The organism is Vibrio sp. CB1-5 (assembly GCF_059412285.1).
In genome coordinates this window covers 15,434-41,871 of the sequence record NZ_JBJHPB010000013.1, presented here as the reverse complement: position 1 = coordinate 41,871, position 26,438 = coordinate 15,434, and the positions used below count along the sequence as shown (strand labels likewise).

General features: G+C 47.8%; 29 protein-coding genes. 15 read left to right on the top strand and 14 right to left on the bottom strand.

Annotated features, from left to right (window positions below; translation table 11 throughout):
• Positions 1 to 2: 2 nt before the first annotated feature.
• The 3 genes from ACJB0T_RS11220 to coaBC all read right to left on the bottom strand — a co-directional run bounded on the left by ACJB0T_RS11220 (position 3) and on the right by coaBC (position 2,977).
• Positions 3 to 944: a Kdo(2)-lipid IV(A) acyltransferase gene (locus ACJB0T_RS11220; protein WP_479288535.1), complete on the bottom strand. Its 942-nt coding sequence runs from the start codon at positions 942 to 944 to the stop codon at positions 3 to 5.
• A 5-nt stretch (positions 945 to 949) separates the two neighbouring features.
• Positions 950 to 1,540 carry a nucleoid occlusion factor SlmA gene (gene slmA / locus ACJB0T_RS11215; RefSeq protein WP_479288537.1) on the bottom strand — a complete coding sequence of 197 codons (591 nt, stop codon included), beginning with the start codon at positions 1,538 to 1,540 and terminating at the stop codon, positions 950 to 952.
• A 228-nt stretch (positions 1,541 to 1,768) separates the two neighbouring features.
• On the bottom strand, positions 1,769 to 2,977 hold the full coding sequence (gene coaBC, locus ACJB0T_RS11210; protein WP_479288539.1) for a bifunctional phosphopantothenoylcysteine decarboxylase/phosphopantothenate--cysteine ligase CoaBC: 1,209 nt from the start codon (positions 2,975 to 2,977) through the stop codon (positions 1,769 to 1,771).
• Positions 2,978 to 3,204: 227 nt separating this feature from the next.
• On the opposite strand from coaBC, the gene radC reads away from it, so the two are divergent.
• The 3 genes from radC to rpmG all read left to right on the top strand — a co-directional run bounded on the left by radC (position 3,205) and on the right by rpmG (position 4,596).
• Positions 3,205 to 3,879, top strand: coding sequence for a RadC family protein (gene radC, locus ACJB0T_RS11205; protein WP_479288541.1), 675 nt, complete (start codon positions 3,205 to 3,207; stop codon positions 3,877 to 3,879).
• A gap of 299 nt (positions 3,880 to 4,178) precedes the next feature.
• On the top strand, positions 4,179 to 4,415 hold the full coding sequence (gene rpmB / locus ACJB0T_RS11200) for a 50S ribosomal protein L28 (RefSeq protein ID WP_004728407.1): 237 nt from the start codon (positions 4,179 to 4,181) through the stop codon (positions 4,413 to 4,415).
• A 13-nt stretch (positions 4,416 to 4,428) separates the two neighbouring features.
• Positions 4,429 to 4,596: a 50S ribosomal protein L33 gene (rpmG, locus tag ACJB0T_RS11195; protein ID WP_002535344.1), complete on the top strand. Its 168-nt coding sequence runs from the start codon at positions 4,429 to 4,431 to the stop codon at positions 4,594 to 4,596.
• A 99-nt stretch (positions 4,597 to 4,695) separates the two neighbouring features.
• Here the strand turns inward: rpmG and trmL are convergent, their stop codons facing one another.
• From trmL to ACJB0T_RS11175, 4 genes are all read right to left on the bottom strand, one after another.
• Entirely contained in the window at positions 4,696 to 5,172 is a 477-nt protein-coding gene (gene trmL, locus ACJB0T_RS11190) for a tRNA (uridine(34)/cytosine(34)/5-carboxymethylaminomethyluridine(34)-2'-O)-methyltransferase TrmL (protein ID WP_479288543.1), read from the bottom strand.
• A 178-nt stretch (positions 5,173 to 5,350) separates the two neighbouring features.
• Complete coding sequence (locus tag ACJB0T_RS11185) at positions 5,351 to 6,475, bottom strand: M14 family metallopeptidase (protein WP_479288545.1); 1,125 nt, start codon at positions 6,473 to 6,475, stop codon at positions 5,351 to 5,353.
• 83 nt (positions 6,476 to 6,558) lie between these two features.
• Positions 6,559 to 7,944: an envelope stress sensor histidine kinase CpxA gene (gene cpxA / locus ACJB0T_RS11180; protein WP_479288547.1), complete on the bottom strand. Its 1,386-nt coding sequence runs from the start codon at positions 7,942 to 7,944 to the stop codon at positions 6,559 to 6,561.
• A 2-nt stretch (positions 7,945 to 7,946) separates the two neighbouring features.
• A complete protein-coding gene (locus ACJB0T_RS11175; RefSeq protein ID WP_479288550.1) occupies positions 7,947 to 8,630 on the bottom strand; it encodes a response regulator in 684 nt (227 codons plus the stop codon).
• 169 nt (positions 8,631 to 8,799) lie between these two features.
• On the opposite strand from ACJB0T_RS11175, the gene ACJB0T_RS11170 reads away from it, so the two are divergent.
• The 3 genes from ACJB0T_RS11170 to pfkA all read left to right on the top strand — a co-directional run bounded on the left by ACJB0T_RS11170 (position 8,800) and on the right by pfkA (position 11,642).
• On the top strand, positions 8,800 to 9,321 hold the full coding sequence (locus ACJB0T_RS11170; protein ID WP_479288552.1) for a CpxP family protein: 522 nt from the start codon (positions 8,800 to 8,802) through the stop codon (positions 9,319 to 9,321).
• A gap of 161 nt (positions 9,322 to 9,482) precedes the next feature.
• Positions 9,483 to 10,391, top strand: a complete 909-nt coding sequence (gene fieF, locus ACJB0T_RS11165) for a CDF family cation-efflux transporter FieF (RefSeq protein WP_479288554.1) — start codon at positions 9,483 to 9,485, stop codon at positions 10,389 to 10,391.
• Positions 10,392 to 10,679: 288 nt separating this feature from the next.
• Complete coding sequence (pfkA, locus tag ACJB0T_RS11160; RefSeq protein WP_479288556.1) at positions 10,680 to 11,642, top strand: 6-phosphofructokinase; 963 nt, start codon at positions 10,680 to 10,682, stop codon at positions 11,640 to 11,642.
• A gap of 129 nt (positions 11,643 to 11,771) precedes the next feature.
• Here pfkA and tpiA read toward each other — a convergent pair whose 3' ends face one another.
• Complete coding sequence (gene tpiA / locus ACJB0T_RS11155; protein ID WP_353497307.1) at positions 11,772 to 12,545, bottom strand: triose-phosphate isomerase; 774 nt, start codon at positions 12,543 to 12,545, stop codon at positions 11,772 to 11,774.
• 267 nt (positions 12,546 to 12,812) lie between these two features.
• Between tpiA and ACJB0T_RS11150 the strand changes: the two genes are divergently transcribed.
• Positions 12,813 to 13,160 carry a 5-carboxymethyl-2-hydroxymuconate Delta-isomerase gene (locus ACJB0T_RS11150; RefSeq protein ID WP_479288558.1) on the top strand — a complete coding sequence of 116 codons (348 nt, stop codon included), beginning with the start codon at positions 12,813 to 12,815 and terminating at the stop codon, positions 13,158 to 13,160.
• A gap of 15 nt (positions 13,161 to 13,175) precedes the next feature.
• Entirely contained in the window at positions 13,176 to 13,604 is a 429-nt protein-coding gene (locus ACJB0T_RS11145) for a DUF805 domain-containing protein (protein ID WP_479288559.1), read from the top strand.
• 72 nt (positions 13,605 to 13,676) lie between these two features.
• On the opposite strand, the gene ACJB0T_RS11140 is transcribed toward ACJB0T_RS11145, so the two are convergent.
• The 3 genes from ACJB0T_RS11140 to glpX all read right to left on the bottom strand — a co-directional run bounded on the left by ACJB0T_RS11140 (position 13,677) and on the right by glpX (position 15,940).
• A complete protein-coding gene (locus ACJB0T_RS11140; RefSeq protein WP_479288561.1) occupies positions 13,677 to 14,006 on the bottom strand; it encodes a DUF3135 domain-containing protein in 330 nt (109 codons plus the stop codon).
• A gap of 130 nt (positions 14,007 to 14,136) precedes the next feature.
• Entirely contained in the window at positions 14,137 to 14,757 is a 621-nt protein-coding gene (locus ACJB0T_RS11135) for a helix-turn-helix transcriptional regulator (RefSeq protein WP_479288563.1), read from the bottom strand.
• A 175-nt stretch (positions 14,758 to 14,932) separates the two neighbouring features.
• A complete protein-coding gene (gene glpX / locus ACJB0T_RS11130) occupies positions 14,933 to 15,940 on the bottom strand; it encodes a class II fructose-bisphosphatase (protein ID WP_479288565.1) in 1,008 nt (335 codons plus the stop codon).
• A gap of 316 nt (positions 15,941 to 16,256) precedes the next feature.
• Between glpX and zapB the strand changes: the two genes are divergently transcribed.
• The 3 genes from zapB (at position 16,257) to ACJB0T_RS11115 (ending at position 18,372) form a co-directional block, all read left to right on the top strand.
• Positions 16,257 to 16,499 carry a cell division protein ZapB gene (gene zapB / locus ACJB0T_RS11125; RefSeq protein WP_042502227.1) on the top strand — a complete coding sequence of 81 codons (243 nt, stop codon included), beginning with the start codon at positions 16,257 to 16,259 and terminating at the stop codon, positions 16,497 to 16,499.
• A gap of 155 nt (positions 16,500 to 16,654) precedes the next feature.
• Positions 16,655 to 17,299: a TetR/AcrR family transcriptional regulator gene (locus ACJB0T_RS11120; RefSeq protein ID WP_446649087.1), complete on the top strand. Its 645-nt coding sequence runs from the start codon at positions 16,655 to 16,657 to the stop codon at positions 17,297 to 17,299.
• Between the two features lie 101 nt (positions 17,300 to 17,400).
• A complete protein-coding gene (locus tag ACJB0T_RS11115; protein WP_479292164.1) occupies positions 17,401 to 18,372 on the top strand; it encodes a DHH family phosphoesterase in 972 nt (323 codons plus the stop codon).
• Positions 18,373 to 18,386: 14 nt separating this feature from the next.
• Here ACJB0T_RS11115 and ACJB0T_RS11110 read toward each other — a convergent pair whose 3' ends face one another.
• Both ACJB0T_RS11110 and gpmM read right to left on the bottom strand, forming a co-directional pair.
• On the bottom strand, positions 18,387 to 19,535 hold the full coding sequence (locus ACJB0T_RS11110) for a murein hydrolase activator EnvC family protein (protein WP_479288568.1): 1,149 nt from the start codon (positions 19,533 to 19,535) through the stop codon (positions 18,387 to 18,389).
• 227 nt (positions 19,536 to 19,762) lie between these two features.
• Positions 19,763 to 21,295, bottom strand: a complete 1,533-nt coding sequence (gene gpmM / locus ACJB0T_RS11105) for a 2,3-bisphosphoglycerate-independent phosphoglycerate mutase (protein ID WP_479288570.1) — start codon at positions 21,293 to 21,295, stop codon at positions 19,763 to 19,765.
• A gap of 409 nt (positions 21,296 to 21,704) precedes the next feature.
• Between gpmM and ACJB0T_RS11100 the strand changes: the two genes are divergently transcribed.
• The 4 genes from ACJB0T_RS11100 (at position 21,705) to cysE (ending at position 24,831) form a co-directional block, all read left to right on the top strand.
• Positions 21,705 to 22,139 (top strand): rhodanese-like domain-containing protein, encoded by a 435-nt coding sequence (locus ACJB0T_RS11100; RefSeq protein WP_042502229.1) that lies wholly within the window; start codon positions 21,705 to 21,707, stop codon positions 22,137 to 22,139.
• 157 nt (positions 22,140 to 22,296) lie between these two features.
• Complete coding sequence (gene secB / locus ACJB0T_RS11095) at positions 22,297 to 22,764, top strand: protein-export chaperone SecB (protein WP_042478856.1); 468 nt, start codon at positions 22,297 to 22,299, stop codon at positions 22,762 to 22,764.
• A 182-nt stretch (positions 22,765 to 22,946) separates the two neighbouring features.
• The gene (gpsA, locus tag ACJB0T_RS11090; protein WP_479288572.1) at positions 22,947 to 23,969 is read left to right on the top strand and encodes an NAD(P)H-dependent glycerol-3-phosphate dehydrogenase; all 1,023 of its coding nucleotides are present in this window, start codon (positions 22,947 to 22,949) and stop codon (positions 23,967 to 23,969) included.
• A 40-nt stretch (positions 23,970 to 24,009) separates the two neighbouring features.
• Positions 24,010 to 24,831, top strand: a complete 822-nt coding sequence (gene cysE, locus ACJB0T_RS11085) for a serine O-acetyltransferase (protein WP_112462392.1) — start codon at positions 24,010 to 24,012, stop codon at positions 24,829 to 24,831.
• 84 nt (positions 24,832 to 24,915) lie between these two features.
• Here cysE and ACJB0T_RS11080 read toward each other — a convergent pair whose 3' ends face one another.
• The gene (locus ACJB0T_RS11080; protein ID WP_479288573.1) at positions 24,916 to 26,262 is read right to left on the bottom strand and encodes an MATE family efflux transporter; all 1,347 of its coding nucleotides are present in this window, start codon (positions 26,260 to 26,262) and stop codon (positions 24,916 to 24,918) included.
• Positions 26,263 to 26,438: the final 176 nt, after the last annotated feature.

Here is a 26,438-nt window from a genome sequence, read left to right as displayed (position 1 = left end):
CGTTACAGATAGCGAGAGTTAGTTTTGGTTTCGTCAGGAACCGACTTGAATCGCTTGTGCATCCACAGCCATTGTTCTGGCGCACGCAAAATGATCTTCTCTACGTAGTGATTCATTAGTGCTGCTGCGGCGACTTCGTCTTTTTTGGGATATTCGTTTTCAATGGAGATGTCAGCCATGATTTCATACTTACCATCAGCATTTCTAAAACCAGAACCCGGAACGATCGCACACTTACTGGTGTAAGCCAAAATACTGGTACCCGTGGTGGTACAGGTTTCTTCTACAGCAAAGAAAGGCACAAATACAGACTTGTTGTGGCCATAATCTTGATCTGGAAGGTAGAACAAACGGTGACCTTGGCGCATGACGCGGATCATCGATTTTAAATCGGTACGATAAATCAGTTTGTTGCCGTTGCGAGTACGGCCGCGGTACTGGATGAACTCGTAAGCAGGATTACTGTGTGGACGATAGGCGCCATATCCTGCAAGCCCTAACACAGCAAAAGCGCGTGCGGTGATCTCAAGGTTAAGTGCGTGCACACAGCACAGCAGTACGCCTTTATTGTTGGCTTCGTGCTGCTTAAGTGCGCTGATGTCTTTCTCTACCAGAATGCGCTTGAAGCGCCAGGTTGGCCAAAACCAAGTAATGCCCGTTTCGATCAGCGCCATGCCAGAGTTCTTGAAGTTCTCTTCCACAAAGGCGTCGATCTCTTGTGGGCTTTTTTCTGGAAATGCCAACTCTAGGTTACGACGTGCGATTTGTGCACGCTTGCCGCCAAAGCGCATAGCGAATTTGCCAAGGCCACGACCGAGTTTATATAGCAGCGCGTAAGGTAGCAGGTTGACGATCAGTGCCAACAGGCCAAAGCCTATCCACACGCCCCAGTGTTTGGGATGCAGCAGTGATAAGCTGAAGTCCGGTTTTTTGTCAGTTTTCATTAGCGTTATTGCAGTTGTAGTTTTAGCAGCGCCCAGTACTCGTCAAAGGTGGACGTAGGGGTGTATTTAAAATCAGAACGAACAAAGCGGTTCAAACTGCCTTCTACTTGACCGAGTAGCTGTGCGGCGAGGATCTTCTCATCGACAGGAAAGCTTTTGCCTTCACGAATTTTGCGCTCGCGCAAAATTTGACGCAGAGATGTCTCAATTCTTTCATACAGCTGATTAATTCGCTCACGTAATCGTTCATTCTCAAACATTAGAGCATGACCAGAGAGAATGCGACTCAAACCTGGATTGCGCTCAGAAAACGCCAAAATCAATTGCAGCACCAGACGAATGCGAGTCAGGGTGTCTTTTTCTTCATCTAAGATGCGGTTGATGCGAGACATGAGCGACTCTTCGATGAACTCAATCAGTCCTTCAAACATACGTGCTTTGCTCGGAAAATGACGATAGAGTGCCGCTTCAGACACACCGACTTGCTTGGCAAGTTTTGCGGTCGTGATGCGAGATGTCCCTTCGTTGGACTCTAGCATCTGAGCAAGAGCCTGAAGGATCTCCTCTTTTCGGTTCGACTTTCTCGTAGCGGACATAAATCCTATTCCTTTTGATTACTGCATGCCGAAATCAGCACGATAACGCCCATAAGTGAATCTGTTAGTGTACCTAAGCGCGTTTTATCCACACAGTTCAACGTGCTAAATGGTTGAAGTGTGTAACAATCTATCTTGCAAGGTGGGCGAGCAGAGGGAGTGAGGCGGCGCAGTGTTTGCACCACGCAGCCTTTACGTACCTAGCGTTAGCTGGCTTTATGTTGCGAGCTATGTGTTGATGAGCTTAGCACTGATACACTCGAGAATAGCGCGGCCTAGCTCGATTTTCTTTGCGCTACCTAGCGCCTGCTGTCCGCCTTGCCAGTACACGGTAATCGCATTTGAATCGCTGTTAAAGCCTTGACCGGCAACAGAGACATCATTTGCACAAATCATATCCAGATTCTTACGAGAAAGCTTATCCAATGCGTAAGTTTCTACATCTTGGGTTTCTGCCGCAAAGCCAACGGTAAATGGACGAGACGTGCTGAGTGAGGCGACATCGGCGATAATGTCTGGGTTTTTCACCATCGCTATCTGCATATCATCGTTGTCTGCGGTCTTTTTGATTTTTTGTGTCGCGACATCGACTGGACGGTAATCGGCTACCGCTGCACAGCCAATAAAGATGTCATGTGAGACAGCAGCGTCCAATGCAGATTGATGCATCTGCTGCGCGTTAGTGACATCGATGCGCTTAACACCTGCTGGTGTAGGTAGCGCAACGGGACCCGCAATCAAGGTGACATCGGCCCCCATTTGGCGCGCTGCTTCTGCAAGCGCAAAGCCCATTTTGCCTGAGCTGTGATTGGAGATGTAGCGCACAGGATCAATCGCTTCACGTGTTGGGCCTGCGGTAATCACCACAGACTTTCCTACCAAGGGCTTAGGACCAAAGAACTGTTCACAGCGCTCAACCAACTGCATCGGCTCGAGCATGCGACCTGGACCAACATCACCACAAGCTTGCTCACCAGCTGCTGGTCCCCAAATCATCATGCCACGACGGGAAAGCGTCGCGATGTTCTCTTGGGTGGCGACATTGCGGTACATCTGCTGATTCATCGCCGGTGACACCGCTATAGGGGCGTCTGTGGCGAGCACAAGCGTTGTCAATAAGTCGTTACCCATTCCGGCCGCCATACGACCGATGAGATCGGCAGTAGCGGGCGCAAGCAGAACTAAGTCTGCCCATTTCGCTAGTTCAATATGTCCCATTGAGGCTTCTGCGGCAGGGTCGAGCAAGCTATCTGATACCGGTCTTCCCGAAACGGCTTGCATCGTCAGTGGTGTGATAAATTCTTTTGCCGCTTTAGTCATCACGACTTGAACCTCGGCACCACGCTCGATTAGGCGTCTGGTTAGCTCGGCACATTTATAGGCGGCGATGCCACCGCTAATACCAAGCAGTATTTTCTTACCCGCTAAAGTTTGCATAGCTTGCTCCTTACAATTTTCTGCGGCTAAGATAGCAAAAGCCTTGCTCGGCCGCTACTGTCGTACCACTGGCACAAGATTTTCCCACCTTTGCAACAAGCCCTCACTAACAAACTGAACAGTTACATAAAGTCACTTTTAGGCTCGCAGCCTATCACCTGTTCACTGTAACTTTTGATGTTATGCGTCATAACTGCCCTAATGTTTAATTTCCCCTCTATATAGCAATGACATTACATCAGCTCCCCAAAGACTCCATGCCGCGAGAAAAGTTACTTAGCCGCGGCAGTCACGCGCTTTCCGATGCTGAATTGCTGGCGATATTTTTACGAACTGGGATTAAAGGCAAGAACGTAATTCAGCTTGCCGATGACCTGCTTGTTGAGTTTGGCTCGTTGCGATCGCTGTTTTCTGCTACCAATGAAGAGTTTTGTCGGCATAAAGGGCTTGGTGTCGCCAAGTACGTGCAGCTTCAAGCGGTATTGGAAATGAGTCAGCGCTATCTATCGGAGATCTTGCAGCGTGGTGATAGCTTAAATAGCCCTGAGCACACCAAGCACTACTTGATGTCGATACTGCGCGATCGCCAACGCGAAGCCTTCTATATATTGTTTTTGGATAACCAAAATCGAGTGATTGCTGATGAGGTGATGTTTGAAGGTACCATAGACGCGGCCTCTGTATACCCAAGAGAAGTGGTTAAGCGTGCGTTAGAGCATAATTCGGCGGCGCTAATACTGGCGCATAACCATCCATCGGGGATTGCTGAGCCGAGTCAGGCCGACAGAAGGATCACCAGAAGATTGAGTGATGCACTTGGACTGGTCGATATTCGTGTGCTCGACCATTTTGTGATTGGCGATGGAGAAGTGGTTTCGTTTGCCGAAAGAGGCTGGATTTAGCCTGTTAAACAGTAGAAAGCGTTTTTTATTGTAATAACTGTGATACAGAGCTTTTGTTTTGGTGATTTTCTGCTATGATTCGCGCACTAAATTATCAACCAACATCAGCTCAAAGTGAAAAAGATCAGCAAATCCTTAAAAAAGGATCTGTTCGGGTCTTGAGCAATGCATGTCAAGTTAGTATAATGCGCGACCTTTGATAGCCTTGTATGGGTATTCCATAATGGTTATGGCCTCTTATAATTGAGGTTCGGCCACCAAGGTTGATATCGAGCTGAAACGATTTGGAGAAGACATTCATGTCCCGAGTATGCCAAGTAACTGGTAAGCGTCCTGTAACGGGTAACAACCGTTCACACGCACGAAATGCTACCAAGCGTCGTTTTCTGCCGAACCTACAAACTCATCGTTTCTGGGTAGAAAGCGAAAAACGCTTTGTTAAACTACGTCTAACCGCTAAGGGTATGCGTATTATTGATAAGAAAGGCATCGATGCTGTTCTTGTTGATATTCGCGCTCGTGGCGAGAACGTATAAGAGGAATTAAGCAATGGCTAAAGGCATTCGTGAGAAAATTCGTCTAGTATCTTCTGCAGGTACTGGTCACTTCTACACAACTGACAAGAACAAGCGTAACATGCCAGGCAAATTTGAGATCAAAAAGTTTGATCCAGTTGTTCGCCAACACGTTATGTACAAAGAAGCTAAAATCAAGTAATTGATAAGTTTCTGCTTGTAAGTATTGAAAACCCAGCTTCGGCTGGGTTTTTTATTGCCTGAAATTCAGGCTCGGGTAACGCTCTCGTTAAAAAAGGGCTTAAACCGCCCCTTCAAAACCAAACTGTCTCCACGCCTCATAGGCAATAATCGCCACTGCATTGGATAGATTTAGACTGCGCGCATCTGGCATCATAGGTATGCGAATACGTTGCTCCATTGGAAGGCTTTCAATTACTTCGGCAGGTAAGCCACGAGTTTCTGGGCCAAACAACAACACATCACCTTGCTGGTACTTCGCATCGGTATGCTGGCCGGTGGTTTTTGTGGTGCAAGCAAACAAGCGATAGTTCGGATTGTTTTCTTCTAAGTAAGCAAGAAACGCCGCGTAGTCTTTGTGGCGTTTTACACGCGCAAGATCGTGATAGTCGAGACCTGCACGGCGTACTTTCTTCTCTTCTAAATCAAAACCAAGCGGTTCAATAAGGTGTAGGTTTGCACCGCAGTTGGCACAAAGACGGATGATGTTTCCGGTGTTTGGAGCAATTTCTGGCTCGTAGAGGGCGATATCAAACATATTGGTTGTCGACTCATACTAAATAATGGAATGAGTATACCTGAAGAGCTAAAAAAACGTCATCCCCGCGCAGGCGGGGATCTACCTAAAGCGTGCACCAAGCCTCAAGTAGATTCCTGTGCGCGCAGGCGCGCGGCTAGTGGAATGACGAGACACTCTAATTGCGTGTCTTTCGAGATTAAAGCTTATCCGTCACTGCCAGCGTCGCCGCCACCATGTCATGACCAAACTTAATACTGCGCTCAGGCGACCAACCATACAAAGGATCTGGATAGTTGTTGTTGTCCTTAAATGGCATCTCAATGGTGTATGACAAGCAGCGGAACTGCTCAGCAACCCAGTTTGAGCCGACGGTTAGATTTGCCTTACCTGGCTCGTCTTTGTCGTAGCCATAGTCATCTTGGAACTCAGGAGTAATGGTGAGTAGCGCTTGTTTGAACGCATTCTCAAGACCGGCGTGTCTCTCATCATAAGAAGGAATGCCTTCAGAGCCAGCAGCAAAGTTGTATGGGATCGCTTCATCACCATGAATGTCCAAGAACATGTCGACGCCTGTCTGAAGCATCTTCTCACGTACTAGGAATACCTCAGGGCTTTTTTCCATAGAAGGTGTTTGCCACTCACGGTTTAGGTTTACACCCACCGCGTTAGTGCGCAGGTGACCGCGGTTTGCGCCATCTGGATTCATGTTTGGTACTACGTAGAGCACGGCTTTTTCTAGCAGCGCTTGCGCAGTAGTGTCGGTTTCATCGACAAGGCGCTGGATCAGACCTTCCATAAACCATTCTGCCATGGTCTCGCCTGGATGCTGACGAGCAATCACCCAAATGTTCTTTTTACCTTCTTCTGGCTCGCCAAAAGTGAGCAGTGACATATCGTTGTTGTCTAACGTGTGGCCTAGGGTTTCGAGAGTGCAGTGGTGCTCAGTTTGCGCCATGTGCAAAAGATCGAGGTGGCGGTCATAAGAGTACGGTGCAAAGTAAGCGAAATACATGGAGCCGCGCTCAGGTAGCACGTTGAAGCTCAGTGTGTCGCCATCGAACTCAGATGGAATACGGAACCATTCTTCGCGGTCGTAAGACGCGACCACATCATAGCCTTTCCAACCTTCTGGATAGGCTGATTTAGCCAAATCAAGGATCTTGATGGTGTGGGATTGTTCAGCCTGAGTTTCTAGGCGGAAATGAAACCACTGATAAAACTCAGACTGATGGTCGTTTTGTATCTTTAGCTGGATATCGTCTTTATTCTCAATGCTGACAACGTCAATGTTGCCACTTTCGAAATTGCTGAAGATCTTCATCTGCTTGATTCTCTTATTGTGTTGAGCATGAGCCGGAAGGCTACCACAAAGAGTGTAGAATCAATATCGCTTCGTTGCCTGATTTATAGTGGCAGCTCTACGTGCATTTTCAGACCGCCTAGCTCACTGCGTGATGCTATGATTTGGCCGCGATGCTGAATGATGGCATTTTGTGTGATTGCCAGTCCTAAACCGGTGCCACCAGAATCGCGATCGCGAGCGGTGGAGACGCGATAAAATGGTCTAAAGATATCGTCAAGCTCATCATCGGGTACTCCGGGACCATCATCTTCGACAATAATGTGCAGCATGTCATCGTGTTGATACAGCGCGATATTGATCTCGGATTTACCATAGCGGATCGCATTACGTACGATATTTTCAATTGCACTCATGAGCAGCTTAGGGTTGCCAACGATAGAGAGCTCAGGAATCGTTGAGAAGTGCAAAGTTTTGCCTACTTGCTCGGCTTCAAACTGAGCATCACTGAAGATCTCCTCCCAAAGGCTACTTGCTGGCTGACTTTCCCGGGTGACATGGTTGTCGGTGTTCATGCGAGACAGCTCCAAAAGCTCGGCAATCATTTGCTCAAGACGCTGGGCTTCCGTGTCTATGCGGGTCAGCTCTGCACTCTCACCTTGTTTACGGGTCGCGAGACCTGTCGCCATGCGAAGCCTTGTCAGTGGTGAACGCAGCTCGTGGGAGATGTCTGACAACAGCCTTTGTTGACCGGAAATCATTTGATTTACCGCCAGTACCATTTGATTAAAGCTTTGTCCTGCTTGCTTAAACTCTGTCGTGCCAGTTTCGAGGGTCGGATCTGGATTGAACTCTCCTTTAGCCACACGTTTGGCGGCGCGCTCAAGACGGCGAGCTGGTTGGCTCAGTGCCCATGCTAGCCAAAGCAGAAACGGTGTGCTGACGGCCATCACCACTAACAATAGTTGGAATGGTTTATCAAACATTCTGAGTAAAAACGGCGGGGGTTGGTTCCAGCGGATACCGATATAAAGGTCATACTCTTGCTTGGCTAAGCTAATCGACACAGGGCCAACCAGCATGTAACGGCCGTAGAGCTTTTGCATCGGCTTGTCGAACGTATCAACCGAGGTAATGAAGTTTTTCAGTATACGCTCTTTAAAGTCGACATGTTTCTGAGTGCTTAAGATGTTGCCGGCTTTGTCGACAATGAAGAAGCTTGGTCCTTTTGTCTTGCGGTCTTTATTGTGCATGCGATCGGACTGATCAAGCTTATAAATAATACGACCAATACTTGGCTCGTTGGCAAACTGACGCTCAATTCTGTCGCGAGATGCTTTTATCTGACCAAGTGTCTCGGTGGAGACTTCTCTCGCCACACGAGGATCGAGGTGGGGTAGTGCCAGTACCGCAATCAGTACCAGCAACATGGTAAACCAAAAGATCGCAAAAATTCGGCCGTAGAGGCTGCTGATTTTTGGCAGTTTCATACTTACTCCTTCACCAGTAAGTAGCCACGACCGCGCAAGGTTTTGATTCTTGGCTTACCATCGCTCTTTTCTGGCAGTTTTTTACGTAAGTTAGAGACGTGCATATCCACCGCTCGGTCGAATGCAGACAGGCGCTTGCCGAGTACTTCAAGACTCAGGGCTTCTTTAGTTAGCGTTTCTCCTGGGTGCTGGACGAAATAATGCAGCAGTGCAAATTCGGTGGTGGTCAGGTCGAGTGTTTGGTTTTGGCACGTTGCTTCTTGTTTGGCTGGGAATACCTGAATGTCATCAAAACGTATTCCATCGGATGAGCTCGTTTCTGATTTGTTACTGGTGCGCCTTAATATGGCCTTGATGCGCGCGAGTAGCTCTCGATCGCTAAATGGCTTAGGTAGATAGTCATCGGCGCCAAGCTCAAGACCAATCACTCGGTCTATCTCTTCTCCCTTTGCCGTAAGCATCAATACTGGGGTATCCCAGTTTTCGCGTAGCTTCTTAAGCGTATCCATACCATTGAGGCGCGGCATCATCACATCCATCAATACTAAATCAATGGCCTCGCTCATGGCCTCTAAGCCAGCAAAGCCATCATTGGCCTCTGAAACCTCAAAGCCTTCATAGCTTAAGATGTCTTTGAGAAGGCTGGTTAGCTCGGTGTCGTCATCGATAAGAAGAATGTGTGCCATGATCTACCTCGGTATTGTTGTGCCCTGTAATAATAAAGCGTTCGTGGCTCAAAAAAGCGATCTTTACGATTCTTTACGCTCACTGTACGTTGCTTTACGCCTCAGCTTCTATTCTATACTCAAGCGCTGCAGTGGCAGCCATGGCATGAATCACATAAGGGTAAAGATTATGAAATTTTCAAAGAAATGGGTTATCGCTGCAACTGTTCTTCCACTCGCGCTAGGTTCTGCTAGTGCACTCGCTTACGGCGGTGGTAAAGGTGGTCATCACGGTAAAGGTGGTGAAGGCATGTGTGGCGGTTTTGATGGCAAACGCATGTTCCGCGAACTAGACCTGACTGATGCACAAAAAGAGCAGATGAAGCAGCTACGTGAATCGAACAAAGCGCAAATGAAACAAAAGTTTGATGGCGATTTCACGGCTAAGAAAGCAGAAATGCAAGCACGCCAGCAGCAAATGCAAGATCTAGTATTAGCCGACACGTTTGATGCAGATTCGGCGAACGCATTGGCAACGCAAATGGTTGAGAAGCAAGCGGAGCGCCGCGTGAAGATGCTTGAGAAGCAACATGAAATGATGAGTATCTTAACGCCAGAGCAGAAAGAGAAGTTTAAAGAGCTGTCTCAAGATCGCATGGAAAAATGCTGGTCGAAAATGGAGAAGCGTGCAGAAAAACGTGCTTCTGAGTAATCGGCATATCTAGCGTATTGTGAAGCTAGCTTTCTAGCTTTTATGATAGCTTTAGCGAATATTAAGCGACCATTTTTGGTCGCTTTTTCTATTTTTGTCATCATTTATCGGTATACTTGCTTTGTGTTTAGAAATATCTTTAAGGAACAGACACACAGCGCATGAAGGACAATTACGCGAAACTGGTTACCACGGCTGCATGGGCGGCGACCACGGTAGCAACCATCCTATTAATAGCGAAAGTGATCACTTGGTGGGTCACAGGCTCGGTGAGCTTACTGGCCTCTTTGATCGACTCACTGCTTGATATTGCCGCATCATTGATCAACTTGATGGTTGTTCGATACTCACTTCAACCTGCTGATAAAGAACATACTTTTGGTCATGGTAAGGCCGAGTCGTTAGCCGCGCTGGCACAATCGATGTTCATCACCGGCTCTGCTTGTTTTCTCATTCTTAATGGTATCGATCGTTTCTTCAGACCGCATGATCTCCAATCGCCTGAATTGGGTATTTATGTCAGCCTTTTCGCCTTAATTGTGACGTCGGGCTTGGTCGCGTTTCAAAAACATGTGGTTCGTAAAACGGGCAGCCAAGCCATTGCTGCGGATTCACTGCATTATCAAACCGACTTATATATGAACGTGGCGATCATGGTCGCTCTTGGACTGAGTTGGTATGGCGTTGGGCAAGCGGACTCGGTGTTTGCGATTGGTATTGGTGTGTTTATCTTAGTCAGCGCGATAAAAATGGCTTATGAATCGGTACAGTCGCTACTGGATCGTCAATTGCCGGAAGAAGAGCTCGTCGTGATTCGCCAAGTGTGTAATGACGTGGAAGGGGTGATTGGTGTGCATCAGCTAAGAACGCGCATGTCAGGTCCGGTTCGTTTCATTCAGTTACACTTAGAGTTAGATGATCATTTGCCACTCATCGAGGCGCATCGCATTGCTGACAAAGCGGAAGAAGAGGTGATTAAGGCGTTTCCAGGCGCTGACGTGATCATTCACCAAGACCCGTATTCTGTGGTGCTTCATGAAGAAGCTGAGCAAAAGCAGCAAGACTTTTAGCTGGCTGGGCGTAGACGGTGACACGCCGTGGGAGGAGGCCTCGCCGTAATGGCAATGTTAAATTCCATTGTCTATTATCAATGCGCGTGATAAAAAAGTGCGATTCTGATGTGAATCAACGTACGAGCCAGTATAAACTGTAATACTCTTACATAAGTAATAAAGTTACGTCAGTGATGTTTTGGGGAACACGCTGAGTCCAGTGTAACGATAACAAGATTTCCGTATGTCGCCGCCGAAGGCGCCATACTTAAAATTTAAAATTAGATTGCCAAATCGAGGGTGAGCATGATTAAGAAAATTGGTGTTTTGACAAGTGGTGGTGACGCACCGGGTATGAATGCTGCGGTACGCGGCGTGGTACGTACTGCTCTGTCAGAGGGTTTGGAAGTGTACGGCGTATACGACGGCTATCTTGGTCTGTACGAAGACCGCATCAAGCCTCTTGACCGTTCAAGCGTTTCTGATGTGATCAACCGTGGCGGTACATTCCTTGGCTCTGCACGCTTCCCAGAATTTAAAGAGGTGGAAGTTCGTGAGAAAGCCATTGAGAACCTGAAAAAGCACGGCATCGACGCTCTAGTTGTTGTTGGTGGTGACGGTTCTTACATGGGTGCGAAGAAGCTAACTGAAATGGGTTACCCATGTATCGGTCTTCCAGGCACTATCGATAACGATATTGCTGGCACTGATTACACAATCGGTTACCTAACGGCACTAAACACTGTTATCGATGCGATTGACCGTCTACGTGACACGTCATCTTCTCACCAACGTATCTCTATCGTTGAGATCATGGGTCGTCACTGTGGTGACCTAACCTTAATGTCAGCAATTGCAGGCGGCTGTGAGTACATCATTACTCCAGAGACAGGTCTGAATAAAGAGCAGCTAATCAGCAACATACAAGATGGCATTGCGAAAGGTAAGAAGCACGCGATCATCGCGCTTACTGAGCTAATGATGGATGCGAACGAGCTAGCGAAAGAGATTGAAGAAGGTACTGGCCGTGAAACTCGCGCGACAGTACTGGGCCACATCCAGCGTGGTGGTCGTCCGACAGCTTTCGACCGTGTTCTAGCATCTCGCATGGGTAACTACGCGGTTCACCTACTTCTAGAAGGTCACGGTGGCCGTTGTGTGGGCATCCAGAAAGAGCAACTGGTTCACCATGATATCATCGATGCTATCGAAAACATGAAGCGTCCAGTGCGCACTGACCTATTCAAAGTAGCGGAAGAGCTGTTCTAATTCGGCCTTCTCTCGAGCATAGAAAAACCGCTGCCTTGGCAGCGGTTTTTGTTTGTCCGCAGTAAAGTGACGGACACATAGAAACAAAAAAGCCGGCTCAATGGAGCCGGCTTTTGGTAATCGGTTCGATTACTTAGCTTTTGCTGCTGCCGCTGCTTTAGCGATTGCTGCGAAGCTCTTAGCGTCTAGAGATGCGCCACCAACTAGAGCACCGTCGATGTCTGGCTGTGAGAAGTAAGCTTCTGCGTTCTCTGGCTTAACAGAACCACCGTACTGGATGATTACTTGCTCAGCGACTGCTTCGTCTTTTGCTGCGATTAGAGCACGGATAGAAGCGTGGATACGCTGTGCGTCGTCTGCAGTTGCTGCTTTACCAGTACCGATAGCCCAGATTGGCTCGTATGCGATAATTGCGTCGTTTAGTGCTTCAACACCGTAAGCGTCGATCACTGCGTTGATTTGGCGTGCACATACTGCTTCAGTTTCGCCAGCTTCGTTTTGAGCTTCAGATTCACCGATACAGAAAACTGGCTTCAGGCCGTTCTCTTTTAGGAATGCGAATTTCTTAGCGATGAACTCGTCTGATTCGTTGTGGTATTCACGACGCTCAGAGTGACCGATGATGATGTGAGTTGCACCAAAATCTTTCAGCATTTCTGGAGACATGTCGCCAGTGAAAGCACCGCTGTTGTTTAGGTCAGTGTTTTGTGCACCAAGGATGATCTTGTTGCCGCCTTCTGCGATAACACGCTCAGCTAGGTCGATGTAAAGTGCTGGTGGAGCTACCGCCACGTCTACACCAGTTACGCCTTCAAGTTCAGCGTTTAGACCAGTTAACAGCTCAGTTACCATTGCTTTGCTGCCGTTGAGTTTCCAGTTACCCATAACTACAGGTTGACGCATGAGATTTTCTCCAAAATCAGTGTTTGTAATAAACGAATGTAAAAAATAAACGTGATTACGAAAGAATATAACAGATTAATTCACGTAGATCATGATTGGGGTCATTTCTTTATCGCTTTGGTATCTTATCCTAACAATTGTCCCGTTTAGAGAGCTCAGAATGGCGTGCCCAAGTGATCCAGTAAACAGAATAATAGAATACTTCTCGGCATTTTACTCGCGGCTTGCTATACCTTGTCGGCTATTGGCCAAAAAAAGGGAAGTCGTATGCCGAATCTGGTTTTAGAATATTCGAATACAGCCGACGAAAGGTTGAATGTACAGGGGCTACTGGAAGACTTGCACCGTGTAACACTCAACTGTGGGCTGTTTGATGCTGACTCGGTGAAGTCCCGTTCACTGCGCAGCCATAACTGGTTGATCGGCGAGTACGGGGATAGCAAAGATTTTGTGCATATCAGTTTTGAGCTGTTGTCTGGACGAACGGATGAGCAAAAGCGCGAGTTGTCGCGTAAGCTGATGGAAGTACTTAGAGAGCAGGCGAGCCATATTAAGAGTTTGACGGTGAATATCCGCGATATGGACAAAGCCTGCTTTCAAAAGGTTACTAATTAATATGAGAGTGATTTGATGTCGTTAAAGTCGTTACTGTTTTCTTTTCATGGCCGTATTGGTCGTAAGACGTTCTGGATGTGGAATGTCTGTTATTACTTAACCATCATGGTGTGCGCTCAGGGGTTGAACTATTTACTGCCAAACGTAGTGCACTTTTTATTGCCGGTACTCTTGGTGGTACTGCTGATCCCTGATTTTGCGATCACAGCTAAGCGTTGGCACGACCGCAATAAATCAAGCTGGTGGCTGCTATTAAATGTACCGCTCGTATTTGGGCGCATGAGTTTACCAACGCTTGACCCCGCCACAGCGGCTCAACCTTCATTGGTGCAAAGTGTGATTTCATTGGCTGCATTGGCGTGTGGTGCTTGGATCTTGGTGGAGTGTGGTTTCCTCAAGGGCACTGATGGTCAAAACCAATATGGTGATGAGCCCGAGAAATAAGCGGTTCTGAGTGGTGAAAGGGAAGCATTGGCTTCCCTTTTTGTCTTTGTGCCTTAAGACTGTGTCACTCGGTCAACGCCATTCCTGCCCACGTTCAAAAGGAACGACCTCTGCATTGGATTGAGGTGTTTGCATGTTTCCCTGCAACGCATCGGCAAATTTGACGATCTGTTTGTGTAACTCTTCTCTTAAAAGCACATTGGCATGTATCGGGTTTTTGGCGCGTTGCAGTACCCGTTCAATGTGAGACTGTTGGGCGTGCAGTCTCGGCTGCATATCACTGGAGCAACCAGCAATGAACTGCTCACACAACTGATGTCGAAGCTGGCTAAGTTGCTCTGGGTTGTCTTTGGCCATCGCTGCCAGTTCTTCAAATGAAGGGAGTGAAATCGACTCTGCCATGTCTGCATTCCTATGCTAATTAACGGTACTACCTAACCCGCTCCTGAGGTGGGGGTGTATAGTTAGCCTAGGAGCTAATGACAGAAGACAAAATAAAAAGCGTTGGTTGTCTCAGTAGTGAGACAGGGGATCAGCCTTTTGGCTGAAAGGTGTAGACGCAGCGTCTTTCACCTTTGACGATGTGTTCATCGCGTTCAACGGAGATGTTTTCACCAACAAGCTTTTGAAATACATTGAGTTCTGATTGGCACAGTGCTTCGCAACGCGTTGCTGCGATGCAAATAGGACAGTGATTTTCTATTAGGATATAGCCATCCCCACTTGCTTCACACTCTGCCATGTAGCCATCTTTTTCTCTTAGCTCAGCTAGCTTGTGAACCTTGCTAGGTAAATCAGTTAGTGTTTCAAAGTGCTGTCGATAGGTACTGAGGGTGTTTTGCTCGCGCTCTTTGGCGACTTTATCTAATCCTTCTGAGCCGAACACTGTCTCAATCGCATCGATAAATTGAATCGTCAGATCGCTGTGACGATCAGAGAAACGGGCGTGTCCTTTAGCGGTCAATGACCAATGCCTATTTGGGCGGCCGACTTTGACTTTGACATCCTCAAACTTTAAAAAACCATCTTCTTCAAGGCTTTGTAGGTGCTGCCTAGCCCCCATAGTGGTAATACTTAAACGCTCAGCAATGAGTTTTGCAGTGACAGCGCCTTCACGTTTTATGATGTTTACGATGTGGTCGGTGGCTTTCATCAGTGAATCCGTTCGTTTGTTCAGCCTGAGGTAAAGATAGTCGGGGTATTATGGCGGATAAGGTTAATAAAGCAAATGATTTACAATCTGAGATTAGCATTCCAGCAGTATCGACTTGCATAGATATAAAAAAAGCGCTGATAACCATCAGCGCCTTTGACGAAGCTTTATTGACTTATAGGATGATGTCGCGGATTTCTGGATCTTTACGCTCTAAATAGTGCGTAGACTTGATGCGACGAATCGTGCGGCAGCGTCCACGGATCAGCAAGGTTTCAGTCGTTGCGATGTTGCCTTGACGAGTAATGCCTTCAAGTAGGTCACCTTTGGTAATGCCGGTCGCTGAGAAAACGACGTTGTCGCTACGAGCCATATCTTCCATACGCAGCACGACGTTTGCTTCAACACCCATTTCAGCACAGCGCGCGAGTTCACCTTGGCCAGCGGTGCGGTTTTCTTCTATATCACCTTTAACAACGTGACGTGGCAGTAGTCGGCCGTTCATGTCACCATCAAGTGCGCGGATAACCGCAGCAGAGACTACACCCTCTGGCGCGCCGCCAATACAGTACATCACATCCACTTCGCTATCTGGCATACATGTTAGGATAGAAGCGGCAACATCACCATCTGGCACAGCGAAAACGCGAACCCCCATCGCTTGCATCTCTGCAATGACGGCGTCGTGTCGTGGCTTAGCAAGTGTTGTCACTACCAGCGTATCTAGGGTTTTACCTAGTGCAGCTGCGATGTTTTTTAGGTTTTCAGTCAGTGGTTTATTAAGATCAATCACGCCTTTCGCGCCAGGCCCCACCACGAGTTTTTCCATGTACATGTCTGGCGCTTTCAAAAAGCTGCCTTTTTCACCGGCGGCAAGCACTGCAAGAGCATTGGATTGGCCCATCGCCGTCATGCGAGTTCCTTCGATAGGATCAACAGCGATGTCGACAGCATCACCGCCAATACCCACTTGTTCACCGATGAACAGCATAGGTGCGTCATCGATTTCACCCTCACCAATAACGATTTCGCCTTCGATATCGGTCTTGTTCAGTAGGCTGCGCATGACCTCCACCGCTGCACCATCGGCAGCATTTTTGTCGCCTCGGCCTAGCCACTTATAGCCTGCTAGGGCGGCACCTTCGGTAACTCGTGAAAAAGCCATTGCTAAATCGCGCTTCATACTGACTCCAATCTAATGAAAATTGACAAATGATTTACGGCGCGAATTCTAGCATATCAAAAGGGAAACGTTTGCCTTTTTCTCTGTTCGGACGCGATCTTGTCGCTAAAATCTTGAATGATTGAGCATCGTGACAAACAAAACTTTGCTCTGTTGTGCTTGGTAGGTAAAGCTTGGGTGAGTTTGCGGCGCTTTTTTGACCGAATAGTGAAAAATCTGCAATATAGAGCGTGTCTATCTTCTCTAGGCTGAGTAGAATGGGGCACTATAGGATGAAGCATTTTCATTTCACAGGATTAAACAAGGGTAGGCCGAGATGTCTTTTGAAGTACTGGAACAACTAGAAGCAAAAATTCAAACTGCAGTGGACACAATCGCTCTTCTTCAGATGGAAGTTGAGGAATTGAAAGAAGAGAAAGCACAACTTGCATCGCAAGCTGAAGAACTACGCAGCAGCCGTGAAGAACTTGAGCAAAAGTCTGAGCAGATGCAACGTGAGCACAGCCAATGGCAAGAGCGCATTCGCAACCTACTAGGTAAAATGGACGAAGTAGAGTAATTGTCTACTTAGCCAATATGCATGACTGAAAAGCACTCAAATTGAGTGCTTTTTTTGTGTCCGTTGGTCTAACCAGTGAATCTCACAATCTATTAACTTTTCGTGTACTAGTTCAAGACGTATACTAAGTCTAACTAGGGAAAGGAAAAGTTAGAATGAAAACACGTGACAAAATCGTCTACGCCGCCCTCGACTTGTTCAATTCAGATGGCGAGCGCAACGTGACAACCAACCATATTGCGGCGCACATTGAGATCAGCCCAGGCAATCTCTACTATCATTTCCGAAACAAACAAGAGATCGTTCGTGAGATTTTTGCCCTCTATTCGCAAGAGCTTATTGAGCGATTTACTCCGGTACAAGGTCAGCAAGAGAGCTTGGCGCTACTAAAGCATTACCTAGACTCCATTTTTACGCTGATGTGGAAGTACCGTTTCTTCTACGCTAATTTGCCGGAAATTCTCCAGCGCGACCCAAAGCTGCACGAAGAGTACATTGAAGTACAAGAGCGCCTACAAGGTAATCTGATTAATATCTTACGTGCTTTTGTTGAGTTGGAGTTACTGACGCTAAATGAGAAAGAGCTGAAGTCTTTAGTGACGACATTGCACATGATGGCGGTCGGTTGGCTAAGCTATCAGTCGGCGATGTCACCACGTACCAAGATTACGGAAGAAGTCATTCAGCAAGGCATGCTGCAGATGATCCATGTGGTGAAACCACTGGCAACCTCAAGAGGTAAGGAGCAGTTAACGCTTCTTGAAGACGGCGTGCGTATGATGGGCTCGACCACTAGTTAATCTCGTTAACGGCATGATATATAGCCAATTCGTATTGTTACAAACCCTACTTTATTAGTAGGGTTTGTGGTTTCAGGGACGAGGAAAGGATGAGTGTGACTGTGCATTATGACGTATTTAATGGCGATGCCGATGGCATATTAGCCCTACTGCAATTGCGTTTAGCGCAGCCCAAATCTGCGATACTCATCTCGGGCATCAAGCGTGATATTGCCTTACTTCAGCGTGTACCTGTTGAGCAAGCGAGCTCAGTGACGGTGCTGGATATCTCCATGGATAAGAACCAAGCAGCGCTTGATAAGCTTTTGGAACATCATGTCCCTATTACCTATATCGATCACCACAAAGCCTCAGCGATTCCGGATAGTCCTCATCTTGATGCCCATATCGACCTCGATGCCAACACCTGTACTGCGCTGATTGTCGACCAACTGTTGCAAGGGCAGTTCAGGCTTTGGGCCATTGCGGCCGCGTATGGTGACAATATGCTCGCGAGCGCTGAGAGCTTGGCCTCTGACCTAGGGCTTAGCCGCGAGCAGCGCGAGGCACTTAAAGAGCTGGGCACCTTGGTTAATTACAATGGCTATGGTGAGAGCTTAGAAGATTTACATTTTGACCCAGTTGGCCTTTATCAGAAGCTTTTGGCCTACCATGATCCTTTTGACTGTTTAAGTGATCCCAACTCGCCTTATCACTTGCTGAAAGCGGCATTTGAACAAGATGAGAAAGCGTTGAGTGCGGCGCAGGTTCGTCATGAGTCCACGCGACTGAAAGTGGTGTTACTTCCAGATAGTGCTGCTGCGAGACGAATGTCGGGTACTTGGATTAACCGACTTGCTAATGAATCCCCTGATCAAGCGCATATCTCTTTGGTGCCGAGATCAGAAGCTCATGATGAAGCTTGCTATACCGTCTCGGTTAGAGCCCCACTGAACAATAAGCAAGGGGCGGGCGAGATCTGCAGTCAGTTTACGACCGGTGGCGGGCGAGAAGCAGCAGGCGGAATCAACGGTTTGCCAGAGAGCGAGCTAGCCAGGCTTATTGAAGTGACAAAGGCGCGCTACTCATCATGAGTAGCGGTATGCGATTAGCGTTTTAGCCAGCTTTTTGGGTTTTGCACTTTACTGTTGCGGCGGATCTCAAAGTAGAGTGACGAGGTGTCTTGACCACCAGTATCTCCGGCTAGGGCAATGGTTTCGCCGGCCGCGACTTTATCGCCTTCTTTTTTCAGTAGAGTTTGGTTGTAGCCGTACAGGGTCATGTCGCCTTTACCATGGTCAAGCAATACGACTAGTCCGTAGCCACGGAGATAATCAGCAAACACCACAGTGCCGGAATAAACGGATTTCACCGATGTGCCATAGTTGGCTGCAATGACCATTCCCTTCCAATTGACTTGTCCCGTTTGCTTGGTGCCGAAGTTGTGCAGCACTTTGCCTTTAACTGGCCACGGCAAACGTCCTTTCTGACGACCAAGGCCATCCATCGGAACTTGATTGCGCTTAGCTGCTTTGGCGATTTCCGCTTTAAGGCGAGTTTCGTTGCGTTGCAGTTCGGCGAGATAGTTTTTATCACTGGAAATACTGCGGCGGATCTTCGACACCGTGCTTTGTCGACTGCTGCGATTTTTCGCCAGCGCATCGCGCTTCGCTTTCTGCTGCTCAAGTAATTGGGCAATCTGATTGCGCTCAAGCTCGAGGGCTCGCTCGCTTTCGGCTAGCTTTAGCTCAGTGTCCGCAAGCTCTTCTAAAGTTTGCGCACGCGCTTTAGCGAGGTACTGATAATACTGACTAATACGGTCTTGATCTGGGTCTGTGCTCAGCACGCCAGAGGCGGAATTATTCTGCTTGGTGACGTAATAAGTTTGTACTAGTTGAGCCAGGATCTCTTGCTGCTGCTTTTTCTGCTTGGTCAGCGCTTCCACTTGTTTATGGAAGCCATCGAGGTTTTTGTTGGCTTGAGTGAGCGCTTGCGTTGTGGCTTTTATCTCTTTCTCGACATTAGAAATGCCAATCTCTTGCTCACGCAGCGACTTTTGCAGGTTATCGAGCTCTTTTTGCTGCGCAGAGAGCGACTTTTGTTGTCGATTAATTTCACTTTTAACGCCAGTGAGTTCATTTTGGTTGGCAAAACTATGCGCGCTAGGCAGCGCCAGCCCTAAACACATCACCAGTGCCGACAAGCGGGGCAGTACTGATGTATGAGAGGTAAAAAGCCTAAATTTGTTTGGTTTCATCCTAATTCCACTAAACGCAGCGACAGAGTTTGCTCAATATACTGGGACATAGTAACCATAACTGATTGATAGTTCACTAAGACAGACCCAAATGTGTGCCTTCAGGCGATGTTGCCATTATATCCATACATGGCACTTTTCACGCAAAAAAAGCGCAAAATAAAAAAGTTATAAACAAAAACGCCGATGCAAAGGCATCGGCGTTTGAATCATCTCAGCAAGAGTGATTACTTAACAAGAATCTCACCAGTCATTTCTGCTGGGATTTCCATGTCAGTCATTGCAAGCATCGTTGGCGCTAAGTCAGACAGTTTACCGCCTTCTTTGAACTCAACCGCTTTGTCACCGATGTAGATTAGAGGTACTGGTAGGTTAGTGTGAGCTGTGTGCGTACCGCCAGTCACTGGGTCTACCATCATCTCTGCGTTACCGTGGTCAGCCGTGATTAGCATTTGACCGCCAACCTCTTTGATCGCTTCAACCACTTGGCCAACGCTTGCATCAAGAGCTTCGATAGCTTGCTCAGCTGCTTCGTAAACACCTGTGTGACCAACCATGTCTGCGTTTGGATAGTTACAGATGATAGTGTCATACTTACCAGACTTGATAGCCGCAACCATCTTCTCAGTTAGCTCTTCAGAGCTCATTTCTGGCTGTAGGTCGTAAGTTGCTACCTTTGGAGAAGCAACGAGCTGACGCTCTTCGCCGTCAAATTCGTTCTCAACACCACCGTTGAAGAAGAAAGTGACGTGTGCGTATTTCTCTGTTTCAGAGATACGTAGCTGAGTTTTACCTTCTTTAGATAGCCACTCACCGTATGTGTTCTCAAGAGATGCTGGTGGGAAAGCGATCGATAGTGGGATGTCAGCTGCATATTGCGTTAGCATGACGAAGTCGATTGCTGGGAATACTGCGCGCTCAAAGCCATCAAACTCAGGTACGAACGTACGAGTGATTTGACGTGCACGGTCAGCACGGTAGTTCATGAAGATAACGGCGTCACCATCTTGGATCGCTGCGTCTTCTTGACCTTCTGCTTTAATAGCCGTTGCTTTAACGAACTCATCGTTCTCTTCACGAGCGTATGCTGCTTCAAGACCTGCTACTGCATTGTCGTAAGTGAACTCAGCTTTGCCTTGAGTCAGTAGGTCGTAAGCAACTTGTACGCGATCCCAGTTGTTATCACGATCCATTGCGTAGTAACGACCGATTAGAGACGCTACGCGGCCTTTGCCAAGCTCAGCAAATAGCTCGTCGAAACGCTTTAGTGAACCTTCAGCGCTGCGAGGCGGTGTATCACGGCCGTCAAGGAAGCAGTGTAGGTAGATTTTCTCAGCGCCACGCTCTGCTGCCATTTTCACAGCTGCGTAGATGTGGTCCTCGTGAGAGTGAACACCACCTGGAGACATAAGACCCATTAGGTGAACCGCTTTACCTGCAGCAACAGCTTTGTCGATAGCAGCAACAAGCGCTTCGTTCTGAGCGAACTCACCGTCAGCGATTGATTTAGTGATGCGAGTTAGGTCTTGATATACCACACGACCAGCGCCGATGTTGGTGTGACCTACTTCTGAGTTACCCATTTGACCGTCTGGTAGACCTACGTCCATACCAGAAGCCGAAATAAGGGTACGTGGGTTGTTTGCCCACAAGCCATCCATTACTGGAGTTTTTGCGTTGTTGATTGCGTTGCTTGCGTTGTCTTCACGGTAACCCCAACCGTCAAGAATCACTAGAGCCATTGGCTTCTTAGCTGACATACTTATAACCTCGTCAAATCGATAGTAACTTTACAGAAAACAAATTAGCGTAATTTTACTACACTTTTTACCCATAACTGTAGTGGCAGATCAAATAATGTTTGTGATTACCGTTGCTGGGTTACAGTTTTATTTAGCAAATTCGTCTATTTATGCTCCGTGTGAGGTAATCATAGACGCTATTTTCGCTAGATTCCTCGGCTTTATCTCTATTAATACGCCTTGTTCAGTCGCTTTGACTAATCGGTTTTTTCTATCTCTGTGATAGCGTTGGGCATGTTGTCGTGAAACAAGGCGAGGAGAAGGATCTCAATTCTCTGCTCGAAACATTTTCCCCTCTCGCCACGGCGAGGCTAAGCCGCTATACTCCTCGACTGATTTAATGTTCAACTATCTAAGAGCACAAGTGATGCAAGAGTATTTAGAATTTTTCCAACAGAACATGATCATGGCGCTAGTGTGGGTTGCACTATTTGTTGCTCTGATCGCTAACATCTTTAAATCAGCGAATGCCGCATACAAAGAAGTGTCTGCAGCACAAGTGACTCACATGATGAACCGCGAGAACGGCATCGTGGTAGACATTCGTTCAAAAGACGAATTCAAGCGTGGTCATATTACTGACGCACTTCACGTTTTGCCATCTGATATCAAAGCGGGTTCTTTCGGTAGCCTTGAAAACCACAAATCAGACCCAATCATTGTGGTATGTAAGACTGGTCAAACGGCGCAAGAGAGCGCGAACTTGCTTGCAAAAGCAGGGTTTGAAAAAGTTTACTTGCTGAAAAATGGTCTAGTGGCTTGGAGCGAAGCAAACCTTCCGCTGATCAAAGGCAAGAAGTAACACCGAATTTTGAGTAATTTCGCGGCAGTTATGACTAAGGGATGTGATAAATGCCACGGAATTCAAGGCTCGCCTAGTCATCAAACATCGGCTCGGCTAGTCTGCAAGAAAACTCATTAACGTTTTGACAAATTTAGACGTATTTAAGGAAATCATCATGGCTGAAGCAGCTCCACAAGAAGCACAACAGAACTTCTCAATCCAACGCATCTTTCTAAAAGACGTATCATTTGAGGCGCCAAACTCGCCAGATATGTTCCAGAAAGATTGGAACCCAGATGTTAAGCTAGATCTTGACACTCAAAGCCGTGAACTAGGTCAAGGCGTATACGAAGTTGTTCTTCGCCTGACAGTGACTGTGAAAAACGCAGAAGAGACTGCATTCCTATGTGAAGTACAACAAGGTGGTATCTTCACTGCTGAGCAAATGGAAGCGGGCCAACTTGCACACTGCCTAGGTGCATTCTGCCCGAACATCCTATTCCCGTACGCTCGTGAAACTATCTCAAGCCTAACGATGAAAGGTACGTTCCCACAACTGAACCTAGCGCCAGTTAACTTTGACGCATTGTTCATGAACTACCTACAGCAGCAAGCTCAGCAAGAAGGTCAAGCGGAAGCTTAATCTCGCTTGCAGAGTGATTCTGCGAGAAAGAGTGGATGTTTTGAAAATGCACAGCGCATCGCGATGTGCATTTTTTATTGGCATACAGTAACTTATACCCAAGTCGTCTTGAGTGGCTACACTGTTAGGGTCACTTGGGTATAACAACGAAACACAATCATACCGACAAATTGGGTGGTGTTATGAATAACGCATATGGAAAAGAAATCGCAATGACTGTATTGGGCGCAGGCTCTTACGGTACTTCTTTGGCGATTTCGCTTGCGAGAAACGGCGCGAATGTCGTGATTTGGGGACACGAACCAGAGCACATGGCGAAGCTAGAAGGGGATCGTGCTAACCACGAGTTCCTACCGGGCATTGATTTTCCGGAGTCTCTAATTGTTGAATCCGACCTCAACAAAGCGGTACAAGCCAGCCGAGATTTGCTGGTCGTGGTACCAAGCCATGTATTTGGTATCGTTCTGAACAGTGTCAAACCACACTTGCGAGATGACAGCCGTATTTGCTGGGCAACCAAAGGATTAGAACCTGAAACGGGTCGTCTGCTTAAAGATGTCGCTCACGACATTATTGGTGAAGAGTATCCGCTAGCGGTATTGTCCGGTCCAACGTTTGCTAAAGAGCTGGCGGCTGGTCTGCCAACAGCGATTGCCGTTGCCTCTCCAGATGCGCAGTTTGTGGCGGATCTACAAGAGAAGATCCACTGCAGCAAAACCTTCCGTGTGTATGCCAACGATGACTTTACTGGCATGCAGCTTGGTGGTGCAGTGAAGAATGTTATCGCCATTGGCGCTGGTATGTCTGATGGCATCGGCTTTGGTGCCAATGCCCGTACGGCTCTGATCACTCGTGGCCTTGCGGAAATGACCCGTCTTGGCGCAGCACTAGGTGCGAAGCAAGATACCTTTATGGGTATGGCGGGGTTGGGTGATTTGGTACTGACTTGTACTGACAACCAATCGCGTAACCGCCGTTTTGGCCTTGCTTTGGGTGAAGGTAAAGATGTCGATACGGCGCAAACTGAAATCGGTCAGGTGGTAGAGGGCTATCGCAACACCAAAGAGGTGTGGCTACTGTCGCAGCGCATGGGTGTGGAGATGCCAATTGTTGACCAAATCTATCAAGTATTGTATCAAGGGAAAGATGCGCGTTTAGCCGCGCAAGACCTCCTTGCAAGGGACAAGAAAGCCGAGCAGCAATAATCGCTTGACGGATAAATGACTATCCATCGTAGGATCCAAAATGAAACACTGTGAAAAACAAAATGTCTGGGAGTGCATTGTCAGAGAAGCCCGTGAGCAGGCTGAACAAGAGCCGATGCTGGCGAGCTTCTATCATGCCACCATTATTAACCACGAAAGCTTTGGTGCAGCGCTGAGCTATATCCTTGCCAATAAGCTAAAGACGGCCTCTATGCCTGCTATGGCAGTGCGTGAAGTGGTGGAGCAAGCGTTTAACGCTGACCCGACCATTACCGATGCTGCAGCGTGTGACATTTGTGCTACGGTGAATCGAGATCCTGCGGTCTCTCTGTATTCAATGCCATTACTGTACTTAAAGGGCTATCACGCTCTGCAAGGGTATCGTGTTGCCAACTGGCTTTGGTCGCAAGGCCGTAATGCGTTGGCAACGTACCTGCAAAACCAAATTTCAGTCGCATGTCAGGTGGATATTCACCCGGCGGCTCGCATCGGTAAAGGCATCATGCTCGACCATGCGACAGGCATCGTAATTGGTGAAACGGCTGTAGTGGAGAATGATGTCTCTATCCTACAGAACGTAACACTTGGCGGTACCGGTAAAGAGTGCGGCGACCGACATCCGAAGATCCGTGAAGGCGTTATGATTGGTGCGGGTGCTAAGATCCTCGGTAATATCGAAGTGGGTAAAGGTGCCAAGATTGGTTCTTGTTCTGTGGTGCTCCAGCCTGTGCCTCCGCATACCACGGCAGCGGGCGTGCCCGCGAAAATCGTAGGTAAGCCGAAAACCGATATGCCATCGCTGGATATGGACCAGCAGTTTAATGGCAAGTCACAGACCTTTATGGGCGGTGATGGTATCTAGCGCTTATACGGTTAGACAAGCGTCCAACGAATACTAAAAAGCCAAGGCAGTGCCTTGGCTTTTCTTTTGCGTCTATTTTGTGGTTTATCTTGTCGCAGTAGGAAGGTGCTTGCGTCTGACCGACAGTGCATACAGGTAGGCGAGAACACCGCCGATGACATTACCCAGAGCTACGCCAATAAACATCCCTTCCACACTAAACCACAAGCTTCCCAATGCCGCAGCAGGCAGAGTAAACACAAACAGCCTCATCGCACTCCAAATAAACGCTTTGCTAGGCTCATGTAACGCATTCATGCCACTGCCTAACATCATGATAATACCTTGAAAACCATAGCTAAAAGGCACCACGAGAAGATAGTGCCAAAGGATGTCTCGAACTGCTTGCTCTTGAGAGAATAGCGCTGAAATAGGGATGCTGAGCGGTACCATCATCACAAAGACCAGCAATTGAAACAGCAGCGAAAATCGCATGCTGAGGAATAGCCCAGCAAAGCTGCGCTCTGGCTGCTTGGCACCGAAGTTTTGCGACATAAATGGCGTTAATGCTGAGCTTAAAGAAATCAACACTAAGATCAAAATCGATTCTACACGTTGCGCTGCACCATAGGCGGCTACGGCGGCGGTACCGTGCACTGAGAGCATCTTCATTAAGATGGCCCCAGAGATGGGAGACATGGCGGTGGAAAGCCCTGAAGGTGTGCCAATACGTAGGATAGCAATCCAATCTTGCCATAGCTGAGAAGGTTTGAGCTGGCCGAGCAGCTTTTCTCGTTTGGTGAGTACATACAGCGAACCAGTTAGCGCACCTAGCCAAGCGATACCACTCGCAATCGCTGCACCTTGAATGCCGAGCTCAGGAAACGGACCGATACCAAAAATCAGCAATGGGTCGAGCAGGCCATTAATAAAGCCAGACAGCATCATGATCTTAGCTGGCGTTTTGGTATCGCCGGTGGCTCGAATGGCACTGTTGCCTGCCATAGGTATCACCAACAGTGGCACAGTGAAGTACCAAATCACCATGTACTCTCGGATCTGCGGGATAATGTCGTCGCTGGCACCCAGTAGTTTGAATAGTGGTTCAATGGTGTAAAGACCTAAGATGGAAGCCAACATGACCAAAACCACGGCAAGTAACAAGCCATGTGTTGAGAAACGCGCCGCGTGCTGTGTATTGCCCTGACCAAGCAAGCGTCCGATATTGGTGGACAATCCCATACCAATACCCATGGTGATGCAGTTAACACCAAAGGTCACAGGGAAAGTAAAACTGATGGCAGCGAGGGCCTCAGTACCAAGGAGCGAAATAAAGAAGGTGTCGACAAGGTTGAATGCCAGTATTGCCACCATGCCAAAGACCATAGGCACGGTCATATTTCGAAGCACAGTGGATATCGGCGCGGACAGCAGGCCGTGTTTGTCTTGCATGGCATTCTAAGCTGGGTGAACAGGCGCTTAGAATACAGGAATTCGCTAGTTGGTGCGACAACCGACTCGCAGCAGCTCAGCTTTCGCAACCCAATCTTAAATTTCGTTATTTTTGTCACAATTTTTTGGCATCTTCCCCTTGGGATCGCCAGAAATGCCCCCAACATATTCAACAC